General features: G+C 43.9%; 30 protein-coding genes. 1 reads left to right on the forward strand and 29 read right to left on the reverse strand.

Annotated elements, in window-relative coordinates:
- The first annotated feature begins 72 nt into the window (after positions 1-72).
- Positions 73-693, forward strand: coding sequence for an L-threonylcarbamoyladenylate synthase (locus tag H4W00_RS12065; protein WP_209958582.1), 621 nt, complete (start codon positions 73-75; stop codon positions 691-693).
- 116 nt (positions 694-809) lie between these two features.
- Here H4W00_RS12065 and rplQ read toward each other — a convergent pair whose 3' ends face one another.
- The 29 genes from rplQ to H4W00_RS12210 form a co-directional block, all read right to left on the reverse strand.
- Positions 810-1,169, reverse strand: coding sequence for a 50S ribosomal protein L17 (gene rplQ / locus H4W00_RS12070; protein WP_209958584.1), 360 nt, complete (start codon positions 1,167-1,169; stop codon positions 810-812).
- A 19-nt stretch (positions 1,170-1,188) separates the two neighbouring features.
- Complete coding sequence (locus H4W00_RS12075; protein ID WP_087040762.1) at positions 1,189-2,196, reverse strand: DNA-directed RNA polymerase subunit alpha; 1,008 nt, start codon at positions 2,194-2,196, stop codon at positions 1,189-1,191.
- Positions 2,197-2,309: 113 nt separating this feature from the next.
- Positions 2,310-2,951, reverse strand: a complete 642-nt coding sequence (gene rpsD, locus H4W00_RS12080) for a 30S ribosomal protein S4 (protein ID WP_058025563.1) — start codon at positions 2,949-2,951, stop codon at positions 2,310-2,312.
- Positions 2,952-2,999: 48 nt separating this feature from the next.
- Positions 3,000-3,389, reverse strand: a complete 390-nt coding sequence (gene rpsK, locus H4W00_RS12085) for a 30S ribosomal protein S11 (protein ID WP_192518015.1) — start codon at positions 3,387-3,389, stop codon at positions 3,000-3,002.
- A gap of 20 nt (positions 3,390-3,409) precedes the next feature.
- A complete protein-coding gene (gene rpsM, locus H4W00_RS12090; RefSeq protein ID WP_209958586.1) occupies positions 3,410-3,766 on the reverse strand; it encodes a 30S ribosomal protein S13 in 357 nt (118 codons plus the stop codon).
- Positions 3,767-4,028: 262 nt separating this feature from the next.
- Positions 4,029-4,145 carry a 50S ribosomal protein L36 gene (gene rpmJ, locus H4W00_RS12095; RefSeq protein ID WP_010196721.1) on the reverse strand — a complete coding sequence of 39 codons (117 nt, stop codon included), beginning with the start codon at positions 4,143-4,145 and terminating at the stop codon, positions 4,029-4,031.
- Positions 4,146-4,190: 45 nt separating this feature from the next.
- The gene (secY, locus tag H4W00_RS12100; protein ID WP_209959234.1) at positions 4,191-5,522 is read right to left on the reverse strand and encodes a preprotein translocase subunit SecY; all 1,332 of its coding nucleotides are present in this window, start codon (positions 5,520-5,522) and stop codon (positions 4,191-4,193) included.
- 19 nt (positions 5,523-5,541) lie between these two features.
- Entirely contained in the window at positions 5,542-5,982 is a 441-nt protein-coding gene (rplO, locus tag H4W00_RS12105) for a 50S ribosomal protein L15 (RefSeq protein WP_209958588.1), read from the reverse strand.
- Positions 5,982-6,161, reverse strand: coding sequence for a 50S ribosomal protein L30 (gene rpmD / locus H4W00_RS12110; protein ID WP_209958590.1), 180 nt, complete (start codon positions 6,159-6,161; stop codon positions 5,982-5,984). The genes rplO and rpmD overlap by 1 nt, the downstream gene beginning before the upstream one ends.
- Positions 6,162-6,181: 20 nt before the next feature.
- The gene (gene rpsE, locus H4W00_RS12115) at positions 6,182-6,697 is read right to left on the reverse strand and encodes a 30S ribosomal protein S5 (RefSeq protein ID WP_010196711.1); all 516 of its coding nucleotides are present in this window, start codon (positions 6,695-6,697) and stop codon (positions 6,182-6,184) included.
- 2 nt (positions 6,698-6,699) lie between these two features.
- On the reverse strand, positions 6,700-7,050 hold the full coding sequence (gene rplR / locus H4W00_RS12120) for a 50S ribosomal protein L18 (RefSeq protein WP_209958592.1): 351 nt from the start codon (positions 7,048-7,050) through the stop codon (positions 6,700-6,702).
- An 11-nt stretch (positions 7,051-7,061) separates the two neighbouring features.
- Positions 7,062-7,595 (reverse strand): 50S ribosomal protein L6, encoded by a 534-nt coding sequence (rplF, locus tag H4W00_RS12125; RefSeq protein ID WP_209958595.1) that lies wholly within the window; start codon positions 7,593-7,595, stop codon positions 7,062-7,064.
- Positions 7,596-7,815: 220 nt separating this feature from the next.
- Positions 7,816-8,214, reverse strand: coding sequence for a 30S ribosomal protein S8 (gene rpsH, locus H4W00_RS12130; protein ID WP_209958597.1), 399 nt, complete (start codon positions 8,212-8,214; stop codon positions 7,816-7,818).
- Between the two features lie 11 nt (positions 8,215-8,225).
- Positions 8,226-8,531, reverse strand: a complete 306-nt coding sequence (gene rpsN / locus H4W00_RS12135) for a 30S ribosomal protein S14 (protein ID WP_209958599.1) — start codon at positions 8,529-8,531, stop codon at positions 8,226-8,228.
- A gap of 12 nt (positions 8,532-8,543) precedes the next feature.
- Positions 8,544-9,080, reverse strand: a complete 537-nt coding sequence (gene rplE / locus H4W00_RS12140) for a 50S ribosomal protein L5 (RefSeq protein WP_209958602.1) — start codon at positions 9,078-9,080, stop codon at positions 8,544-8,546.
- Between the two features lie 21 nt (positions 9,081-9,101).
- Positions 9,102-9,419, reverse strand: coding sequence for a 50S ribosomal protein L24 (gene rplX / locus H4W00_RS12145; RefSeq protein WP_209958604.1), 318 nt, complete (start codon positions 9,417-9,419; stop codon positions 9,102-9,104).
- A gap of 8 nt (positions 9,420-9,427) precedes the next feature.
- The gene (gene rplN / locus H4W00_RS12150; protein ID WP_010196702.1) at positions 9,428-9,796 is read right to left on the reverse strand and encodes a 50S ribosomal protein L14; all 369 of its coding nucleotides are present in this window, start codon (positions 9,794-9,796) and stop codon (positions 9,428-9,430) included.
- Between the two features lie 179 nt (positions 9,797-9,975).
- On the reverse strand, positions 9,976-10,251 hold the full coding sequence (gene rpsQ / locus H4W00_RS12155) for a 30S ribosomal protein S17 (protein WP_209958606.1): 276 nt from the start codon (positions 10,249-10,251) through the stop codon (positions 9,976-9,978).
- Positions 10,248-10,445 carry a 50S ribosomal protein L29 gene (rpmC, locus tag H4W00_RS12160; RefSeq protein ID WP_209958609.1) on the reverse strand — a complete coding sequence of 66 codons (198 nt, stop codon included), beginning with the start codon at positions 10,443-10,445 and terminating at the stop codon, positions 10,248-10,250. The genes rpsQ and rpmC overlap by 4 nt, the downstream gene beginning before the upstream one ends.
- Positions 10,445-10,858, reverse strand: a complete 414-nt coding sequence (rplP, locus tag H4W00_RS12165; RefSeq protein ID WP_209958610.1) for a 50S ribosomal protein L16 — start codon at positions 10,856-10,858, stop codon at positions 10,445-10,447. Before rplP ends, rpmC begins: the two co-directional genes overlap by 1 nt.
- Positions 10,859-10,861: 3 nt before the next feature.
- Positions 10,862-11,587: a 30S ribosomal protein S3 gene (gene rpsC, locus H4W00_RS12170; RefSeq protein WP_209958613.1), complete on the reverse strand. Its 726-nt coding sequence runs from the start codon at positions 11,585-11,587 to the stop codon at positions 10,862-10,864.
- Positions 11,588-11,590: 3 nt separating this feature from the next.
- Entirely contained in the window at positions 11,591-11,920 is a 330-nt protein-coding gene (rplV, locus tag H4W00_RS12175; RefSeq protein WP_201556517.1) for a 50S ribosomal protein L22, read from the reverse strand.
- Between the two features lie 10 nt (positions 11,921-11,930).
- Positions 11,931-12,206, reverse strand: a complete 276-nt coding sequence (rpsS, locus tag H4W00_RS12180) for a 30S ribosomal protein S19 (protein ID WP_209958617.1) — start codon at positions 12,204-12,206, stop codon at positions 11,931-11,933.
- 12 nt (positions 12,207-12,218) lie between these two features.
- On the reverse strand, positions 12,219-13,043 hold the full coding sequence (rplB, locus tag H4W00_RS12185; protein ID WP_209958619.1) for a 50S ribosomal protein L2: 825 nt from the start codon (positions 13,041-13,043) through the stop codon (positions 12,219-12,221).
- Between the two features lie 11 nt (positions 13,044-13,054).
- A complete protein-coding gene (gene rplW, locus H4W00_RS12190; RefSeq protein WP_209958621.1) occupies positions 13,055-13,402 on the reverse strand; it encodes a 50S ribosomal protein L23 in 348 nt (115 codons plus the stop codon).
- The gene (gene rplD, locus H4W00_RS12195; protein WP_209958623.1) at positions 13,399-14,001 is read right to left on the reverse strand and encodes a 50S ribosomal protein L4; all 603 of its coding nucleotides are present in this window, start codon (positions 13,999-14,001) and stop codon (positions 13,399-13,401) included. Before rplD ends, rplW begins: the two co-directional genes overlap by 4 nt.
- A 14-nt stretch (positions 14,002-14,015) precedes the next feature.
- On the reverse strand, positions 14,016-14,654 hold the full coding sequence (gene rplC, locus H4W00_RS12200) for a 50S ribosomal protein L3 (RefSeq protein WP_209958625.1): 639 nt from the start codon (positions 14,652-14,654) through the stop codon (positions 14,016-14,018).
- Between the two features lie 49 nt (positions 14,655-14,703).
- A complete protein-coding gene (rpsJ, locus tag H4W00_RS12205) occupies positions 14,704-15,015 on the reverse strand; it encodes a 30S ribosomal protein S10 (protein WP_010196670.1) in 312 nt (103 codons plus the stop codon).
- Between the two features lie 461 nt (positions 15,016-15,476).
- A complete protein-coding gene (locus H4W00_RS12210) occupies positions 15,477-17,090 on the reverse strand; it encodes an Rne/Rng family ribonuclease (RefSeq protein ID WP_209958627.1) in 1,614 nt (537 codons plus the stop codon).
- Positions 17,091-17,220: the final 130 nt, after the last annotated feature.

Genomic DNA, 17,220 nt, shown 5'->3' on the forward strand with positions numbered 1-17,220 from the left:
CAGCATATTAATAATCATAACGACACAAAGCCAAAACTATAAGACCTGTAATATTATTAAATAGGAGCTCTCATGCAAATATTCTATATTCATCCTGACAACCCACAACCACGCCTGATTGAGCAAGCTGCTGACTTACTACGCGCTGATCAATTGCTGATCTACCCTACTGATACCAGCTATGCTTTTGGTTGCCGACTAGGGGCTAAAGATGCACTTGATAAGCTTAAGCAAATTCGCGAGCTCGACGATAAGCATCAATTTACTCTACTGTGCCGTGATTTAAGTGAGATTGCCACTTATGCGGCAGTAGATAATGTGCAATTTAAGCAACTTAAGGCTCATACGCCAGCGCCGATTACTTTTATTTTAAACGCCACTAAAGATGTACCTAAAAAACTGGCGCATGCTAAGAAAAAAACAATTGGTATTCGTGTTCCTAGCAATCCTATCGCTCAAGCATTGCTAACAGCAATGGGTGAGCCCATCTTGACCAGTTCATTAATATTACCTACCCATGACCATGTTTTGGATGATCCTTTCGATATCGAGGACTTATTAGGCAATCAGATAGACGGCCTAATCAACGCTGGTATAAAAACGACTAAGCTCACTACCATCGTAGATATGACCAGCGGCCAACCTGAAATCATTAGACAAGGTGCCGCCGACGTCAGCTCGCTATTATTATGAATAAGCGGTGGTTATAAGAAATAAATAAGCGCTAATAAACATTTAAAAATATCAACGCAAAAAAAAGCCCCATATTATTGGGGCTTTTTTATAAAATATACAGATAGCGTATAGATTTAGTCGCGATCAACTAATTCTACATAGGCCATTGGTGCATTGTCACCATCACGATTACCGCATTTTACGATACGCAGATAACCACCTGGACGCGTTTGGTAACGAGGACCTAACGTGCCAAATAGTTTGCCTACCATAGCTTTGCTACGCATACGGCTGAATGCTAGACGACGATTAGCGACGCTATCGTCTTTTGCCATAGTGATTAATGGCTCAGCAACGCGGCGTAATTCTTTAGCTTTTGGTAATGTTGTTTTAATCAGTTCATGCTCAAATAACGAGTTGGTCATGTTCTGGAACATTGCTTTGCGATGACTGCCGGTACGACCCAGCTTGACTCCACTCTTACGATGGCGCATGGTCAAATATCCTTAAAGTTTAACGGCTACGATAAGAGAAACGATCATCAACACGTAAGTCAGCGGGTGGCCAGTTATCTAGGCGCATACCGAGCTCTAAATCTTTAGACGCTAGTACGTCTTTGATTTCCGTTAATGATTTCTTACCAAGATTTGGGGTTTTAAGTAGTTCAGTCTCTGAACGCTGGACCAAATCACCGATATAGTAAATGTTTTCAGCTTTCAAGCAGTTGGCTGAGCGAACCGTTAGTTCAAGGTCGTCCACAGGGCGTAATAGCACTGGATCAACCTCTTCTTTTTCTTTCACAGGCTCAGGCGCTTCTTCAGCTTCTAAGTCAACAAAGATAGAAATCTGTTGTTGCAAGATAGTTGCTGCTTTACGAATTGCTTCTTCTGGATCAATAGTGCCATTAGTTTCAAGCTCGACGATAAGACGGTCAAGATCGGTACGTTGTTCTACACGTGCGTTCTCAACCTGATAAGCGACTCGCAGCACTGGGCTAAAGCTTGCATCAAGCTTTAAACGACCAATTGCTTTGGTATCGCCATCTTCACGGCGCTGATTTGCTGGCTCATATCCACGACCCATGACTACGCGCAGACGCATCTTAAGATGACCACGGTCGCTTAATGTACCCAATACCAATTCTGGATTGATAATATCGACATTATGCGGCAGGGCAATATCTGCAGCAGTAATGGTGCCTGGACCTTGTTTATCCAAGGTCAAAAATACTTCATTTTGGTCATGAAGAGTAATGGCCAAGCCTTTTAAGTTCAAAAGCAGGTCAAGTACGTCTTCTTGCAAGCCTTCAAGCGTTGAGTATTCATGGTCAACACCATCAATCTCAGCTTCAATGACAGCAGCGCCAGGTAATGAAGATAACAAGATACGACGTAAGGCATTCCCTAGGGTATGCCCAAAGCCGCGTTCTAACGGTTCGAGCGTGACTTTCGCAATCGTTTCATTAACCGTGTCCACGTTAATGGCATTCGGCGTTAGAAACTCAGTTGCATTTAGCATCATGATGTCACCTCGATTTATTTAACTGGTTTAATTAACGTTACTTATGTTTACTGGAATTATTTACTGACATCAACATTCATTGATGTCAGTATTAACATCAGTCGCAACGTCAGTTATTTAGAGTATAGCTCAACGATCAAGCTTTCGTTGATTTCAGCAGGTAGATCAATACGATCAGGCGCTTTTTTGAACGTGCCTTGTAATTTGCTGTGATCAACATCTAGCCATTCTGGGATACCACGTTGGGTAGCCAGTTCAATCGCGTTTTTAATACGCAATTGTTCGCGAGATTTCTCTTGGATAGCGATGACATCACCATCTTGCAGCTGAATTGAAGGAATGTTCACACGAACAAACTCATCACGACCGGCTTTTTTTACCATCACTGTGCGATGGCTGACTAGCTGACGTGCTTCGGCGCGAGTTGAGCCAAAGCCCATGCGATAAACCACATTATCTAGACGACTTTCTAGCATGGCTAACAAGTTTTCACCAGTAGCACCGCGCTTACGAGCCGCTTCTTTATAATAGTTTGCAAACTGACGCTCTAACACACCATAGATACGTTTAACTTTTTGTTTTTCACGTAACTGTAATGCATATTCCGAGGTTTTATTACGGCTGACGCCGTGTTGACCAGGCGGACGGCCAGCTTTTTTCGTTTTCACATCGTAAGGTTTAACGCCAGACTTAAGACCTAAGTCTGTCCCTTCACGACGTGATAATTTAAGTTTTGGTCCAATATAGCGGGCCATATTCATGTCTCCTGTAAGCTTTTTTAATAAAAAGCTTCGTCTTTAATATTAGACGCGGCGCTTTTTCGGCGCACGGCAACCATTGTGTGGGATTGGGGTTACATCAGAAATACTGTTAACTTTATAACCCAATGCACCTAGTGCTCTTACCGCAGACTCACGACCCGGTCCTGGTCCTTTGACCAAAACATCGATATTCTTAACACCATATTCTTGAGCCGCTTTACCAGCGACTTCAGCTGCAACCTGAGCTGCAAATGGTGTAGATTTACGTGAACCACGGAAGCCTTGTCCACCTGAAGTGGCCCAAGCCAATGCATTACCTTGACGATCGGTAATCGTAACAATGGTGTTATTAAAAGACGCATGGATATGGGCGACGCCCTCCGATACTGAACGACGAGCCACTTTCTTGCGACTACGAGTGTCTTTTGCCATCTTTTAGCTTCCTAAGTTAATTATCTTTTAATTGCTCTACGTGGACCCTTACGAGTACGCGCATTCGTTTTCGTACGTTGGCCATTTACAGGCAAGTTACGACGATGACGAATACCACGGTAGCAGCCTAGATCAACCAAACGCTTGATATTCATTGATACTTCGCGACGAAGATCACCTTCAGTCGTAAAATTTGTAATCTGTGCACGGATAGCGTCTAACTGTGAATCATCTAACTGACTGATTTTAGTGGTCGGTGCAATGCCAACTGCTTCTAAAATTTTCTTAGCAGTGGTACGACCTACACCAAAAATGTAAGTTAGCGAAATAACAGCATGCTTATTATCCGGAATGTTGACGCCGGCAATACGAGCCATCGATTTCTCCCCATTAAAGAAAAACAAGCATTATTCATTATAAATAGCGCATTGCTTTTCAGATTTATTGCTGTTGATACCTAGCCTTTCACAGTTATCACTATCGCACTAATCTGCTAGGCAGACTGGCCAAATAGCGTCAAGCTATAAAAGATATCGGTACAAACTACGGCAAGTGGCGGATGATATCGCATCCGCCGTTATTTTTCAAGTGTTAATTCAATTGGTAGCATAGGCACAATGCCGTATTCTACTTATTTGATTAACCTTGACGTTGTTTGTGGCGTGGTTCTGCTGTGCAAATAATATGCACACGGCCTTTACGGCGTACAACTTTACAGCTACCACAAATCTTCTTAACTGATGCTTGGACTTTCATCGCATGCTCCTTGAAATATCGCACCGCTTACTTAATACAAAGTATTTAAGGTTGCGTGGGCGACTGAATTAACGTCTGATCATGATATTGATGGGTCATCAAATGCGCTTGGATCTGCGAGATGAAGTCCATTACCACAACCACCATAATCAGTAATGATGTACCACCGAGTTGAAACGGTACACCAAATGACGACTGGACGACCATCGGCATTAAACAAATAACCGTCATATACATCGCGCCAATAAAGGTCAGTCGATTTAATACATGATCGAGATATCGTTGAGTTTGTTGTCCAGGACGAATACCTGGAATATACGCACCACTACGTTTAAGGTTTTCGGCAACTTCGCGCGGACTAAAGACCAATGCTGTATAAAAGTAGCAGAAGAAAATAATCATCGCACCAAACAGGACTAGATATAGCGGCTGTCCAGGAGACAATACCAAAGCCATATTTTGTAGTATCTTTTGCACAAAGGTGGGATCGGTTGATTGACCAACCCATTGCCCTAAACTTGCTGGAAATAACAACAATGAGCTGGCAAAAATAGCAGGGATAACCCCTGCCATATTAAGCTTCAGTGGCAAATGTGATTGCTGCTGAGCATAAATTTTACGACCTTGTTGTTGCTTTTGCGCATAGTTTACCGGCACACGACGTTGAGCACGTTCAATATAAACGATACCCGCGGTGACCGCGACTCCGAGCACTACAAAGATAAAGAGTACAATCAAGTTCATCTGCCCTTGATTGACCTGTTCGATAGATTGCGAAATCATACCTGGCGTACCGGCAACAATACTAGCAAAGATTAGCATTGAAATACCATTACCCACACCGCGTTCTGTAATCTGCTCACCAAGCCACATTAAGAACATAGCGCCAGCTACTAAAGAAGTAACCGCTGGGATATAAAAGGTAAGTCCGGACGACAGAGTTAGATTCTGGCTAATAAGGCCAGCGCACATTCCTAATGACTGTACCAACGCTAAAGCAAGTGTCCCTTGTCGGGTATACTTGTTAAGCTTACGTCGACCTGCTTCACCCTCTTTTTTGAGGGCTTCAAGCGACGGCAGTACCGCTGACATCATCTGTACAATAATCGACGCTGAAATATACGGCATGATGCCAAGCGCCATGATAGACATCCGCTCAAGCGCACCACCTGAGAACATATTAAACATGCTCAAGATGGTGTTTTCATTGCGAGAGAACAGGTCTGCCAAATTGACTGGATTAATACCGGGTACTGGAATGTGCGACCCTAAACGATAAACAATCAATGCGCCAATTAAGAACAGTAAACGCGTCCATAGCTCGTCATACTTACGTATAAACGCAAAAGGATTGAGCGGTATACCAGATGATGACATTGATTGTTTTGACACGTTGCTACTCCTCGATGCTACCACCAGCAGCTTCGATTGCTTGCTTGGCACCTTTAGTCACTTTTACACCTTGGAAGGTATAAGCTTTAGTGACGTCACCTGACAAGATAATACGGGCACGTTTCATATCGTGACGAATAAGGTTAGCCGCTTTAAGAGTAATAACGTTAACGATATCGCCTTCAACTTTATTCAGTTCAGACAAACGGACTTCTGCAGTCGTCATTGCCATTTTACTGGTAAAGCCAAATTTAGGTAGACGGCGGAATAATGGCATTTGACCACCTTCAAACCCTCTGCGAATACCAGAACCTGAACGTGACTTCTGACCTTTTACACCACGGCCACCAGTTTTACCAAGGCCTGAGCCGATACCACGACCACGACGTTGGGCGGTTTTTTTCGCGCCAACACCTGGTGATAATTCATTTAATCTAAGTCCCATTACGCTTCCTCCACTTTTACCATGTAGTTAACGCGATTGACCATACCACGGTTTGAAGGAGTATCTTCAACTTCAACAGTATGATTAATACGGCGTAAACCCAATCCTTTCAAGCTCGCTTTGTGGCTCTTGAGGCGATGGGCACCTGATTTTAATTGAGTGACTTTCATTGTTTTCATCGTAACTCGCCTAGTCTAAGTTAGCCCAAAATTTCGTCTACAGATTTACCACGTTTAGCTGCCATCTTTTCTGGAGTTGACATATCACGTAAACCATTAAACGTTGCACGTACAACGTTAGCAGTATTGGTAGAACCATAACATTTAGTCAAAACATCTTTGACACCAGCAACTTCTAATACCGCACGCATTGCGCCACCAGCGATTACGCCAGTACCTTCAGATGCAGGTTGCATATAGACTTTACTAGCACCGTGACGTGCTTTGATCGGATGATACAAGGTTGCATCATTTAGCTCAACGGTAATCATATTACGTTTGGCAGCTTCTAGTGCTTTTTGAATAGCAGCTGGCACTTCACGTGCTTTACCGCGACCAAAACCAACACGGCCATTGCCGTCGCCCACTACTGTCAAAGCAGTGAAAGAGAAAATGCGACCACCTTTGACCACTTTTGCAACGCGGTCAACAGTAACCAAACGCTCTACTAAACCGTCTGTTTGTTCATTTTTATCATTTTTATCATTTCTAGCCATGATTAAAACTCCAATCCATTTTCACGAGCGGCTTCAGCTAAAGCTTTAACTCGACCATGATATTTAAAACCACTACGGTCAAAGGCAACTTTAGTAATACCAGCTGCTTTTGCGCGTTCTGCGATCATTTGGCCTACAGACGTCGCTGCATCAACGTTACCAGTCGCGCCTGAGCGCAAGCTGCCGTCTAAGGTAGATGCCTGAGCGATCACTTCACCACCGTTCGGAGAGATAATCTGGGCATAGATATGCTTTGGTGTGCGATTAACTGTTAGGCGATGAACACCTAAGAAGCGAATATGCGCACGGGTTTTTTTAGATCGACGCAGACGAGCTGCTTTTTTATCAAACATTTCATCTCACCTTATTTTTTCTTAGCTTCTTTACGAACCACATGTTCGTCGCTATAACGAATACCTTTGCCTTTATAAGGCTCTGGTGGACGGAAACCACGGATTTTAGCCGCTGCTTGACCAAGCTGCTGCTTATTGTTTGATTTTAAAACAATTTCAGTTTGCGTTGGGGTTTCAGCTGACACACCTTCAGGTAACGTATATTCTACTGGATGCGAGTAACCAACGTTTAGGGTTACTTTATTGCCAGTAGCTTGCGCGCGATAACCAACACCGATCAATTGAAGGCGTTTTACAAAGCCTTCGTTCACGCCTATAACATAGTTGTTAAGTAGGGCGCGGATGGTGCCAGTATGCATCATGGCTTCTTTTGAATCGACTGTAGGTGAGAGAGTAACAACATCATCTTCCTGTTTCAGCTCGACCAATTCATGCAGGCGTAAAGACAAATTGCCGTTCTTGCCTTTCACTTCGACCTGCCGATCGTTCAGAGTGACGCTTACGCCGTTTGGCAGCGTCACTGGGGCTTTAGCCACACGAGACATAGGAATATTCCTTAAAAAAATTAACAGCTTCTGTTAGCAATAAATAATAGCGAAAAAACTAACAGGCTAAAAAGCGTGTTAGCTTAGCATAATTGACCCCGTTAGACACCTATCAATTTTAAATAATTAATGAGGCTGATTTTATATCAACCTTATAATGCATTATCATAAGATTAATATAGTTCTAACGAGATGCAAATAGACTTCATCGTCGGGTAGCTTACGCTACAAATGCGACAACTTCACCACCGATACCAGCAGCGCGGGCAGCACGATCACTCATGATACCTTGGCTAGTAGATACGATAGCAACACCCATACCTTGCTTAACAGTAGGGATAGCGTCTTTACCACGATGCTGGCGTAAACCAGGACGGCTAAAGCGCTGAATAGTTTCGATGACAGCTTTGCCTTCGAAGTATTTTAGTTCGATAGATAGAGTTGCTTTGTTGTTATCTTCTGCAGTAACAACAGCATTAGCCACATAACCTTCACTAACTAATAGGTCAGCGATTGATTTACGTAGTTTTGAACTTGGCATGGCTACGGATACTTTATTAGCCATTTGGGCGTTACGAATACGGGTTAGCATATCCCCAACGGTATCTTGCATACTCATGTAGTTACTCCTTACCAGCTTGCTTTACGAACACCAGGCACATCGCCTTGCATGACTCGCTCACGCAGCATATTGCGTGATAAGCCAAACTTACGGAAGTAGCCATGAGGACGACCTGTGATAGCACAACGATTACGCAGACGTACTGGCGATGAATTACGTGGTAGAGCTTGTAGCTCTAGCATTGCTTCCATACGCTGTTCATCACTTGCGTTGATATCACCGATAGTCTCTTTTAGCTTGATACGCTTATCAGCGTACTTAGCAACCATTTTTTCGCGCTTTAATTCGCGGTTGATCATGCTCTTCTTTGCCATAACGTCTTTACCTTATTTAAATGGGAAGCCGAATGCTTTAAGCAGCGCACGACCTTCATCATCAGTAGCAGCTGACGTGGTAATTGTCACATCCATGCCACGGATACGATCAATCTTGTCAAAGTCTACTTCTGGGAATACGATTTGTTCTTTGATACCCAATGAGTAGTTACCACGACCATCGAAAGCTTTAGGTGAAAAACCGCGGAAGTCACGAACACGAGGAATTGCAACGGCAATGAGACGATCTAAAAATTCGTACATTTGCTCACCGCGTAGCGTTACTTTACAACCAATTGGCCATTCTTCACGAATTTTGAAGCCAGCGATTGATTTACGCGCTTTGGTGACTACAGGTTTTTGACCAGCAATCGCCGTCATATCAGCTACTGCACCTTCAAGCAATTTCTTGTCTTGAGACGCGCCGCCTACACCCATATTAAGTGTGATTTTAGTGATTTTAGGCACTTGCATCACGTTAGCTAAACCAAGATCTTCTTTGATCTGCTGCTTTAGTTCATTGTTATATAAAGCTTTTAATCTTGCCATTACCATTACACCCTTAGTGTCTTACGCAGTCGCCACGACTTCACCATTTGAACGATAAACGCGCTGTTTTTTGCCGTCTTCGTTAAATTGGTAAGTAATACGGTCTGCTTTTTGGGTTTGCGCATTTAAAATTGCGACATTTGAGAGATGCAGAAAAGCTTCTTGCTTAATGATACCGCCTTCAACGCCAGTTGCCTGATTTGGCTTCTGATGTTTAGTGACAATATTAATGCCTTCAACTTTAATACGATCGTTTTTTACAGCTTGTACAGTACCTTGTTTGCCTTTGTCTTTACCAGCAATAACAATAACTGTATCGCCTTTTCGTAATTTAGCCATGGGTTACCTCACAATACTTCTGGTGCTAGGGATACAATTTTCATAAACTGATCACCACGTAGTTCACGAGTTACCGGTCCAAAAATACGAGTTGCAATCGGCGCTTTGTTTTGATTCAACAATACCGCAGCATTGTCGTCAAAACGTAGCACAGAACCATCGGGGCGACGAACGCCTTTTTTGGTACGTACAACTACCGCATTCATCACATCGCCTTTTTTAACACGACCGCGAGGAATGGCTTCTTTAACCGTTACTTTGATGATATCGCCGACTGATGCATAACGACGATGAGAGCCACCCAGTACTTTAATGCACTGAACTCGTCTTGCACCGCTATTATCTGCAACTTCCAGCATTGACTCAACCTGAATCATAGCGTTACTCCGCACGTATGAGCAATAAAAACCAGTTGCTGCCGCTAGCACAGTATGAGTAGACGGCATTTAATGTAAATGACCGCATTACTCTTAATATGAGTGATATACGCTCGGCGCAATCAGCATCCTTAAAAAGGCGGACATTTTAACAGCTTCTGGTTAATAATGCAATTTACTTAGATTTTCTCTACTTTTTCAACCACATTTACTAAAGTCCACGACTTAGTTTTTGAGATTGGACGCGTTTCTTTGATTTGGACAAGGTCGCCTTGTTGGCAAACGTTGTTCTCATCATGGGCTTTGATTTTAGTCGAACGACGAAGCTGCTTGCCATACAAAGGATGACGAACCAGACGCTCAATCAAAACCGTGATGGACTTGTCCATCTTATCGCTGACAACTCGTCCTGTTAGGACGCTAGCATTTGCGGTTGCTTGATTGTTATCACTCATGAGTCGCCTCGCTGTTTCTCGTTAATCAAAGTCTGAAGCTGAGCAATCGTACGACGATTGCCACGAACTTCATGGGTATTCCCCAACTGACCGGTTGCTTTAGCCATACGAATACGGAAAGCATCAAGTTGCTTTTCATCAAGTAACTGAGTCAGGTCTTCTAATGATTTATCACGTAATTCACTGATCTTCATTACATTATCGTCCGCTTAACAATGGTAGTTTTAAAGGGCAGCTTTGCTGCAGCAAGCGTTAACGCTTCACGAGCAAGTTCTTCTGAAACCCCTTCAATTTCATATAATACTTTACCAGGCTTGACTTCGCATACCCAATATTCTACAGGACCTTTACCTTTACCCATACGTACTTCTAAAGGCTTTTTGGTAATAGGTTTGTCTGGGAATACACGAATCCAAATCTTACCACCACGCTTAACTTTACGAGTAATGGTACGACGTGCCGCTTCAATTTGACGGGCAGTCATACGACCGCGAGTCAAAGATTTTAGACCAATTTGTCCGAATGCAACGGTGCTTCCACGATGAGCTAGCCCAGTGTTACGACCTTTGTGCATTTTACGAAACTTGGTACGTTTTGGCTGTAACATAGTTTAACCTCTGTCTGTGTTTCGACGGTTTCCACCACGACCACGGCGTTTTGGCGCACGAGTCTGCTCTTCTTTGACGGGATTATATACGCTATTCATGCCGTCAAGGATTTCGCCACGGAAGATCCAAACTTTTACACCGATGGTGCCGTAAGTAGTTTCCGCACGTACTGACGAATAGTCAATATCAGCACGTAGCGTATGCAGTGGCACACGACCTTCACGGTACCATTCAGTACGAGCAATCTCAGCACCGCCAAGACGGCCAGACAGCTCAACTTTAATACCTTTAGCACCAGAACGCATGCTGTTCTGTACGGCGCGCTTCATCGCACGACGAAACATAACACGACGCTCAAGCTGGCTACCAATACCATCTGCTACCAGACGCGCATCGAGATCAGGTGACGTGATTTCTTCAATGTTGACCTGAGCAGGTACGCCCATAATTTTGGTCAATTCTTTTTGAAGTCTTTCGATATCTTCGCCTTTTTTACCGATAACAATACCAGGACGCGCAGTGGCGATGGTAATCTTAGCAGCACCAGTAGGACGCTCGATCATAATATTACTAATCATAGCGTTATCTAGTTTTTTGCGTAGATATTCACGAACTTGTATGTCGTTGATTAGGTATTCTGAGTATTGTTTAGGGCTAGCATACCAGTTTGCGTTATGCTTTTTGACAACACCAAGACGTATTCCGATTGGATGTACTTTTTGACCCATGACTTATTCTCCTACCTTTATAGTGATGTGACAGGTACGCTTGCTGATACGATCAGCGCGACCTTTAGCACGTGGTAGGATACGCTTTAGCGTAATGCCTTCATCAACGTAGATAGTGCCGACTTTCAGGTCGTCAATATCTAAGCCGTGATTATGTTCGGCATTGGCGATGGCTGAGTTAAGACATTTCTTAACAAACACAGCACCTTTTTTATTGCTATACGTCAGGATATCCAAAGCACGTTCAATAGATTTGCCACGAACTTCATCAGCAACGAGTCTAACTTTTTGTGCCGATATGGCGGCACCGCGTAATTTTGCAGTTACTTCCATGGTAAGCACCTTATTTCTTAGCTTTTCTGTCAATGCCATGACCACGATACGTACGAGTCGGGGCAAATTCACCTAGTTTATGACCAACCATCTGTTCGCTCACGATAACCGGTACATGAGTACGGCCGTTGTGAACAGACAAGGTTAGGCCAACCATTTGTGGCAGAATCATAGAACGGCGCGACCAAGTTTTAATGGGTTTGCGTGAGTTGGTTTCTAATGCAGTCTCAACTTTGGCAAACAAGTGCGCGTCTATGAATGGACCTTTTTTCAATGAACGAGGCATGAAATTCTTCCTTTATTTCTTCTTGGCGCGACGGATGATCATACTGTCAGTACGCTTATTATGACGCGTTTTAAGTCCTTTAGACTTCTGACCCCAAGGGCTGGTTGGATGGCGACCTTTATTACGACCTTCACCACCACCATGTGGGTGATCAACAGGGTTCATCGCCACACCGCGAACGGAAGGACGAATACCACGCCAACGTGAAGCACCCGCTTTACCAAGTGATTTCAAGTTGTTTTCAGTATTAGAGACTTCACCAATAACGGCACGGCAGTTAACGTGTACACGACGAGTCTCACCTGAACGCAGGCGAAGAATCGCATAAACACCGTCACGACCTAGTAACTGAACGCTTGTTCCCGCTGCGCGAGCCATCTGTGCGCCTTTACCGATTTTAAGCTCGATATTATGGATCACAGTACCCAATGGGATATTTTTAAGCGGTAGACAGTTACCTGGGCGAATTGGAGACGTTTCACCTGATAGCACGGTATCACCAACGGCTTGTTTTTTAGCAGCGATGATGTAGCGACGCTCACCATCAGCATACTTAAGCAAGGCAATATGTGCAGTACGGTTAGGATCGTATTCAATACGCTCTACCGTTGCTGGAATATTGTCTTTGGTACGTTTGAAGTCAATAATACGGTAATGTTGTTTATGACCACCGCCAATATGACGAGTAGTAATGCGGCCATTATTATTACGACCACCTGACTTGCTTTTTGATTCTAGAAGCGCTGCAAACGGACGACCTTTATAAAGGTGTGGATGCACCACTTTTTCAACAAAACGGCGGCCTGGTGATGTTGGCTTCGCTTTTACGATAGGCATGAGTGTTATCCTTATTCGTTGTTCGCTGTTTCACTAGTAGAGGTAGTAGCAGCTACTTCCTCACCAGCATCAGCCATTTGTACATCGTGACCAGCTTTTAAGGTGACATAGGCTTTTTTGTAGTCATTACGACGGCCGATGTTTTTACCAAAACGCTTTGTCTTACCTTTAACATTCAAAGTGTTTACTTTTAAAACTTCAACACCTTCAAACATTAGCTCAACTGCTTTTTTGACTTCAAGCTTGGTAGCATTAGAATCAATTTTAAATACCTGAACGCCAAGTGAGTCACCAAGCATTTGAGATTTTTCTGAGAATACAGGCCCTCTTAAGACCTGATAAAGTCTTGCGTTATTCATGCTAGTGCTTCCTCAAATTGTTTCGCAGCTTCGACTGTCATGATCACTTTGTCATACGCGATCAAGCTCACTGGATCCACTTCGTTTGTACCAAGTACATTGACGTTTGGAATATTGCGCGCTGCTAAATATAAGTTTTCGTCAACTTCTTTGGTGACGATTAATGCACGAGATGCATTTAACTCATTTAACTTTGCGATCAGCTCTTTGGTCTTAGGTCCAGAAACGCTCAGCTCTTCAACCAAAATTAAACGCTCTTGACGTATTAATTCGGCTAGGATGCACTGCATAGCACCGCGATACATTTTGCGGTTGACTTTCTGTGACCAATCTTGTGGTTTGGCGGCGAATGTACGACCACCACCACGCCAGATTGGGCTACGAATAGAGCCTGCACGAGCGCGACCAGTACCTTTTTGACGCCATGGCTTAATACCACCGCCAGAAACTTCGGCACGGGTTTTCTGTGCACGTGTACCTTGGCGAGCACCAGCAAGATATGCGGTGACGACTTGATGCACTAATGCTTCGTTGAATTCACGACCAAAAGCCGTATCAGAAAGCTCAACCGCCGCACCTGTAACTGTTTTTAAATCCACGTTAATCCCCTTGCTTAGGCTTTGACTGACGGACGTACGATGACATCGCCACCGGTGGCACCTGGGATAGCACCCTTGATGACAAGTAATCCTTTTTCGGCATCAACCGAAACCACTTCTAGGCCTTGAACTGTAACACGCTTGTTACCCATTTGACCTGGCATCTTCTTACCTTTAAATACCTTACCTGGTGACTGGTTTTGACCAGTTGAGCCAATGGCACGGTGAGATACTGAGTTACCATGGGTGGCATCTTGCATGCTAAAGTTGTGACGCTTTACGCCGCCTTGAAAGCCTTTACCTTTACTATTTCCTGTGACATCAACCATCTGACCTTCTTCAAATAGGTCAGCTAGGATTTCACCACCAATTTCACGACCTTCAAGATCGCTGTCATTAGCACGAAATTCCCAAACACCACGACCGGCTTTAACGCCAGCTTTTGCGAAGTGACCTTTTTGTGCGGCTGTTACGCGGCTGTCACGACGAGTACCTGTGGTAATTTGAATAGCTTGATAGCCATCTATATCAGTATTTTTTACTTGAGTGATGCGGTTTGCATCGATCTCAACCACTGTCACAGGGATAGAATCACCTGTTGCAGTGAAGACACGGGTCATGCCGCATTTTTTACCGACTAAACCAATCGCCATTTTAAACCTCTTTATATCTTCTATTAATGGATTGGGCGTTTAATGTGCATTAACCCAAAGCAATCTGAACGTCTACGCCCGCCGCTAAGTCTAACTTCATTAACGCGTCCACAGTTTTGTCAGTAGGCTGAACAATATCAACCATACGCTTGTGAGTACGGATTTCGTACTGGTCACGAGCATCTTTATTGACGTGTGGCGAGGTTAGAACGTTGAAACGCTCAATACGAGTCGGCAACGGTACAGGACCACAAACTTGCGCACCGGTGCGCTTTGCAGTATCAACGATCTCTTGTGCAGATTGATCAATCAGACGATGATCAAAAGACTTGAGACGGATACGGATTCTCTGGTTAGCCATGCCAGCAAGCTCCTAATATGTGCTTTCGTCATTCTTGCTTTGCAAGTGGATGACCAAAAGCCGTTTGGTTAAATATTTACTTCGAGCGGCCTGCTGTTCTTAATCAGAAGCTGTTCTTTAACAGAACCAGTAGCGTGCTAAAAGCAAAATAGTTTAAAGCCCCGCCGTCTCTCCCATTTATTGGAAAGCAGCAAGGGCATAATGAAATAGTGCTAGAAACGATGCTCTAGCTGTCATGGCGCCAGCTTTTTAATTGGCCGCGCGCATATAAATCAGTGGTATACATTATACAGAGTATTTTGTTAATTGCAAGAGTAATATCAGAGCACTTTAGGGGCTATCTATCAACAAAACTTATCGATTTTATTTCAGCCATTCTTGATTGATCTACATTTACTTTACAGTATTAATTTTAACTTATGAACTCAGTAAGTACAGATAACTTAATATTAGGTAGTGCCTTAATCTAAGACAATATCGTATTGTTCTTGAGTATAAAGATTTTCTACATCAAAAGTGATCACCCGCCCCAGTAGATATTCAAGATCGGCTACCGTGTCTGCTTCCGAAGTCAATAGTAGGTCAATAACCGCCGCATGCGCGACCACAGTGAACTTCTTGGGTGAATTGTAAGTACGGGCGCAGCGCATGATTTCGCGAAAAATCTCAAAGCAAACAGTCTCAGCCGTTTTGACAAAACCGCGACCTTGACAGGTTGAACACGGCTCGCACAATTGCTGCCCTAGCGACTCTCGAGTACGTTTGCGAGTCATTTCTACCAAGCCCAACTCACTAACTTGAGTGATATTACTTTTAGCATAGTCTTGCGTTAGCTGAGACTGTAAGCTCTCGAGTACATCGTCTTTATGCTGCTGCTCAAGCATGTCGATAAAATCTAGGATTATAATACCGCCTAAATTGCGCAAGCGCAGCTGCCGTGCTATAGCATGAGTGGCCTCTAGATTAGTCTTATAAACGGTATCTTCTAATGAGCGACCACCGACGAAAGAGCCAGTATTGACATCAATGGTAGTCATGGCTTCAGTTTGATCGATAATCAGATAGCCACCAGACTTCAGATCAACGCGGCGTTTTAGCGCATCCCGCAAGTCTTCTTCAACTCGGTGCACATCAAATAACGCCTGCTCAGCGGTATAGTGAACGATACGATCATAAACGAAAGGTACGAATTCTTTGGCAAAAGTCCTGACTTTCTCATATATCTGAGCGTTATCGATAATGACCTTTTCGGTGCCCTCATGTACTAGGTCGCGAATAGATCGTAGCGGCAAGGAAAGCTCTTGATAGATTAACTCTGAGCTTTGATTGTGTTTCATTTCCTGCTTGCGCGCGCGAATAGTACGCCACAATTGCAATAAATAATAAACATCTTCCTCTAACTTATCTACTGGTACACGCTCAGCAGCAGTGCGGGCGATAAGACCACCTTGCAGGTTAACCGTTTGCATCAGGCTAGTAAGTTCGGTCTTTAGACGCGTGCGCTCTTCTTCGCTATCAATACGTTGGGAAATACCGATATGATCACTAGAAGGCAAATAAACCAGATAGCGTGAAGGTAAGGAAACATTGGTAGTCAGACGTGCGCCTTTACTGCCCAACTGGTCCTTGGTCACTTGTACTAAAATACGTTGGCTTTCGTGCAGGCGATGTTGAATCAGAAGTTTGCTGGCGGTGGGTACTATAGTGGTGCTTTGCGGGCTGACCACTGGCGGCGTCACTGCCAAATTAGTAGCAGGTATGGCAGCATTGTTCTCATCGTTGTCAGTAATGGCGTTTTTATCAGTCTTATCTTCAGATTTATTAGTGGCCGCTACTGGTTGACGTGGCGCTCGCTGCATATCATTAACATGCAAAAATGCCGTCCGTGATTGGCCAATATCGACAAAGGCAGCTTGCATTCCTGGCAGGACGCGTACTACCGTGCCCAAATAAATATTGCCAACTAAGCCTAGCTTATGATGGCGTTCAATATAAATTTCACCCAGCACACCATTATCTAAAACTGCGACACGGGATTCCATTGGACTGATATTGATCAGCAGCTCTTCAGACATAGGGTCTCTTCTCTTATCGCTCAGCTTTCTTATTAGGAGTTAATCGTTTTCTATTCTTACAGTGTAGCAAATGCGACTCGACCCTGCCCATTACCCTAGCGTGTCATTATGTGCAGGCAGCTGCGCAGTT

The organism is Psychrobacter sp. PL19, assembly GCF_017875835.1.
GTDB lineage: Bacteria > Pseudomonadota > Gammaproteobacteria > Pseudomonadales > Moraxellaceae > Psychrobacter.

What these genes read in the sequence shown, in the direction of transcription:
- rplR (WP_209958592.1), bottom strand. Translation starts at nt 7,050, where the DNA reads ATGTTTGATAAAAAAGCAGCTCGTCTGCGTCGATCTAAAAAAACCCGT.
- rpsK (WP_192518015.1), bottom strand. Translation starts at nt 3,389, where the DNA reads ATGGCAAAAGACACTCGTAGTCGCAAGAAAGTGGCTCGTCGTTCAGTA.
- rpsH (WP_209958597.1), bottom strand. Translation starts at nt 8,214, where the DNA reads ATGAGTATGCAAGATACCGTTGGGGATATGCTAACCCGTATTCGTAAC.
- rpsN (WP_209958599.1), bottom strand. Translation starts at nt 8,531, where the DNA reads ATGGCAAAGAAGAGCATGATCAACCGCGAATTAAAGCGCGAAAAAATG.
- rplX (WP_209958604.1), bottom strand. Translation starts at nt 9,419, where the DNA reads ATGGCTAAATTACGAAAAGGCGATACAGTTATTGTTATTGCTGGTAAA.
- rpsD (WP_058025563.1), bottom strand. Translation starts at nt 2,951, where the DNA reads ATGGCCCGCTATATTGGACCAAAACTTAAATTATCACGTCGTGAAGGG.
- rpmD (WP_209958590.1), bottom strand. Translation starts at nt 6,161, where the DNA reads ATGAAAACAATGAAAGTCACTCAATTAAAATCAGGTGCCCATCGCCTC.
- H4W00_RS12075 (WP_087040762.1), bottom strand. Translation starts at nt 2,196, where the DNA reads ATGATGCTAAATGCAACTGAGTTTCTAACGCCGAATGCCATTAACGTG.
- rplV (WP_201556517.1), bottom strand. Translation starts at nt 11,920, where the DNA reads ATGGAAGTAACTGCAAAATTACGCGGTGCCGCCATATCGGCACAAAAA.
- rpsJ (WP_010196670.1), bottom strand. Translation starts at nt 15,015, where the DNA reads ATGGCTAACCAGAGAATCCGTATCCGTCTCAAGTCTTTTGATCATCGT.
- rplC (WP_209958625.1), bottom strand. Translation starts at nt 14,654, where the DNA reads ATGGCGATTGGTTTAGTCGGTAAAAAATGCGGCATGACCCGTGTCTTC.
- rplO (WP_209958588.1), bottom strand. Translation starts at nt 5,982, where the DNA reads ATGGGACTTAGATTAAATGAATTATCACCAGGTGTTGGCGCGAAAAAA.
- rpsS (WP_209958617.1), bottom strand. Translation starts at nt 12,206, where the DNA reads ATGCCTCGTTCATTGAAAAAAGGTCCATTCATAGACGCGCACTTGTTT.
- rpmJ (WP_010196721.1), bottom strand. Translation starts at nt 4,145, where the DNA reads ATGAAAGTCCAAGCATCAGTTAAGAAGATTTGTGGTAGCTGTAAAGTT.
- rplE (WP_209958602.1), bottom strand. Translation starts at nt 9,080, where the DNA reads ATGGCAAGATTAAAAGCTTTATATAACAATGAACTAAAGCAGCAGATC.
- rplP (WP_209958610.1), bottom strand. Translation starts at nt 10,858, where the DNA reads ATGTTACAGCCAAAACGTACCAAGTTTCGTAAAATGCACAAAGGTCGT.
- rplN (WP_010196702.1), bottom strand. Translation starts at nt 9,796, where the DNA reads ATGATTCAGGTTGAGTCAATGCTGGAAGTTGCAGATAATAGCGGTGCA.
- rplQ (WP_209958584.1), bottom strand. Translation starts at nt 1,169, where the DNA reads ATGCGCCATCGTAAGAGTGGAGTCAAGCTGGGTCGTACCGGCAGTCAT.
- rplF (WP_209958595.1), bottom strand. Translation starts at nt 7,595, where the DNA reads ATGTCTCGTGTGGCTAAAGCCCCAGTGACGCTGCCAAACGGCGTAAGC.
- rpsE (WP_010196711.1), bottom strand. Translation starts at nt 6,697, where the DNA reads ATGGCTAGAAATGATAAAAATGATAAAAATGAACAAACAGACGGTTTA.
- rplW (WP_209958621.1), bottom strand. Translation starts at nt 13,402, where the DNA reads ATGAATAACGCAAGACTTTATCAGGTCTTAAGAGGGCCTGTATTCTCA.
- rpmC (WP_209958609.1), bottom strand. Translation starts at nt 10,445, where the DNA reads ATGAAGATCAGTGAATTACGTGATAAATCATTAGAAGACCTGACTCAG.
- secY (WP_209959234.1), bottom strand. Translation starts at nt 5,522, where the DNA reads ATGTCATCATCTGGTATACCGCTCAATCCTTTTGCGTTTATACGTAAG.
- rpsM (WP_209958586.1), bottom strand. Translation starts at nt 3,766, where the DNA reads ATGGCTCGTATTGCCGGCGTCAACATTCCGGATAATAAGCATGCTGTT.
- rplB (WP_209958619.1), bottom strand. Translation starts at nt 13,043, where the DNA reads ATGCCTATCGTAAAAGCGAAGCCAACATCACCAGGCCGCCGTTTTGTT.
- H4W00_RS12210 (WP_209958627.1), bottom strand. Translation starts at nt 17,090, where the DNA reads ATGTCTGAAGAGCTGCTGATCAATATCAGTCCAATGGAATCCCGTGTC.
- rpsQ (WP_209958606.1), bottom strand. Translation starts at nt 10,251, where the DNA reads ATGAGTGATAACAATCAAGCAACCGCAAATGCTAGCGTCCTAACAGGA.
- rpsC (WP_209958613.1), bottom strand. Translation starts at nt 11,587, where the DNA reads ATGGGTCAAAAAGTACATCCAATCGGAATACGTCTTGGTGTTGTCAAA.
- H4W00_RS12065 (WP_209958582.1), top strand. Translation starts at nt 73, where the DNA reads ATGCAAATATTCTATATTCATCCTGACAACCCACAACCACGCCTGATT.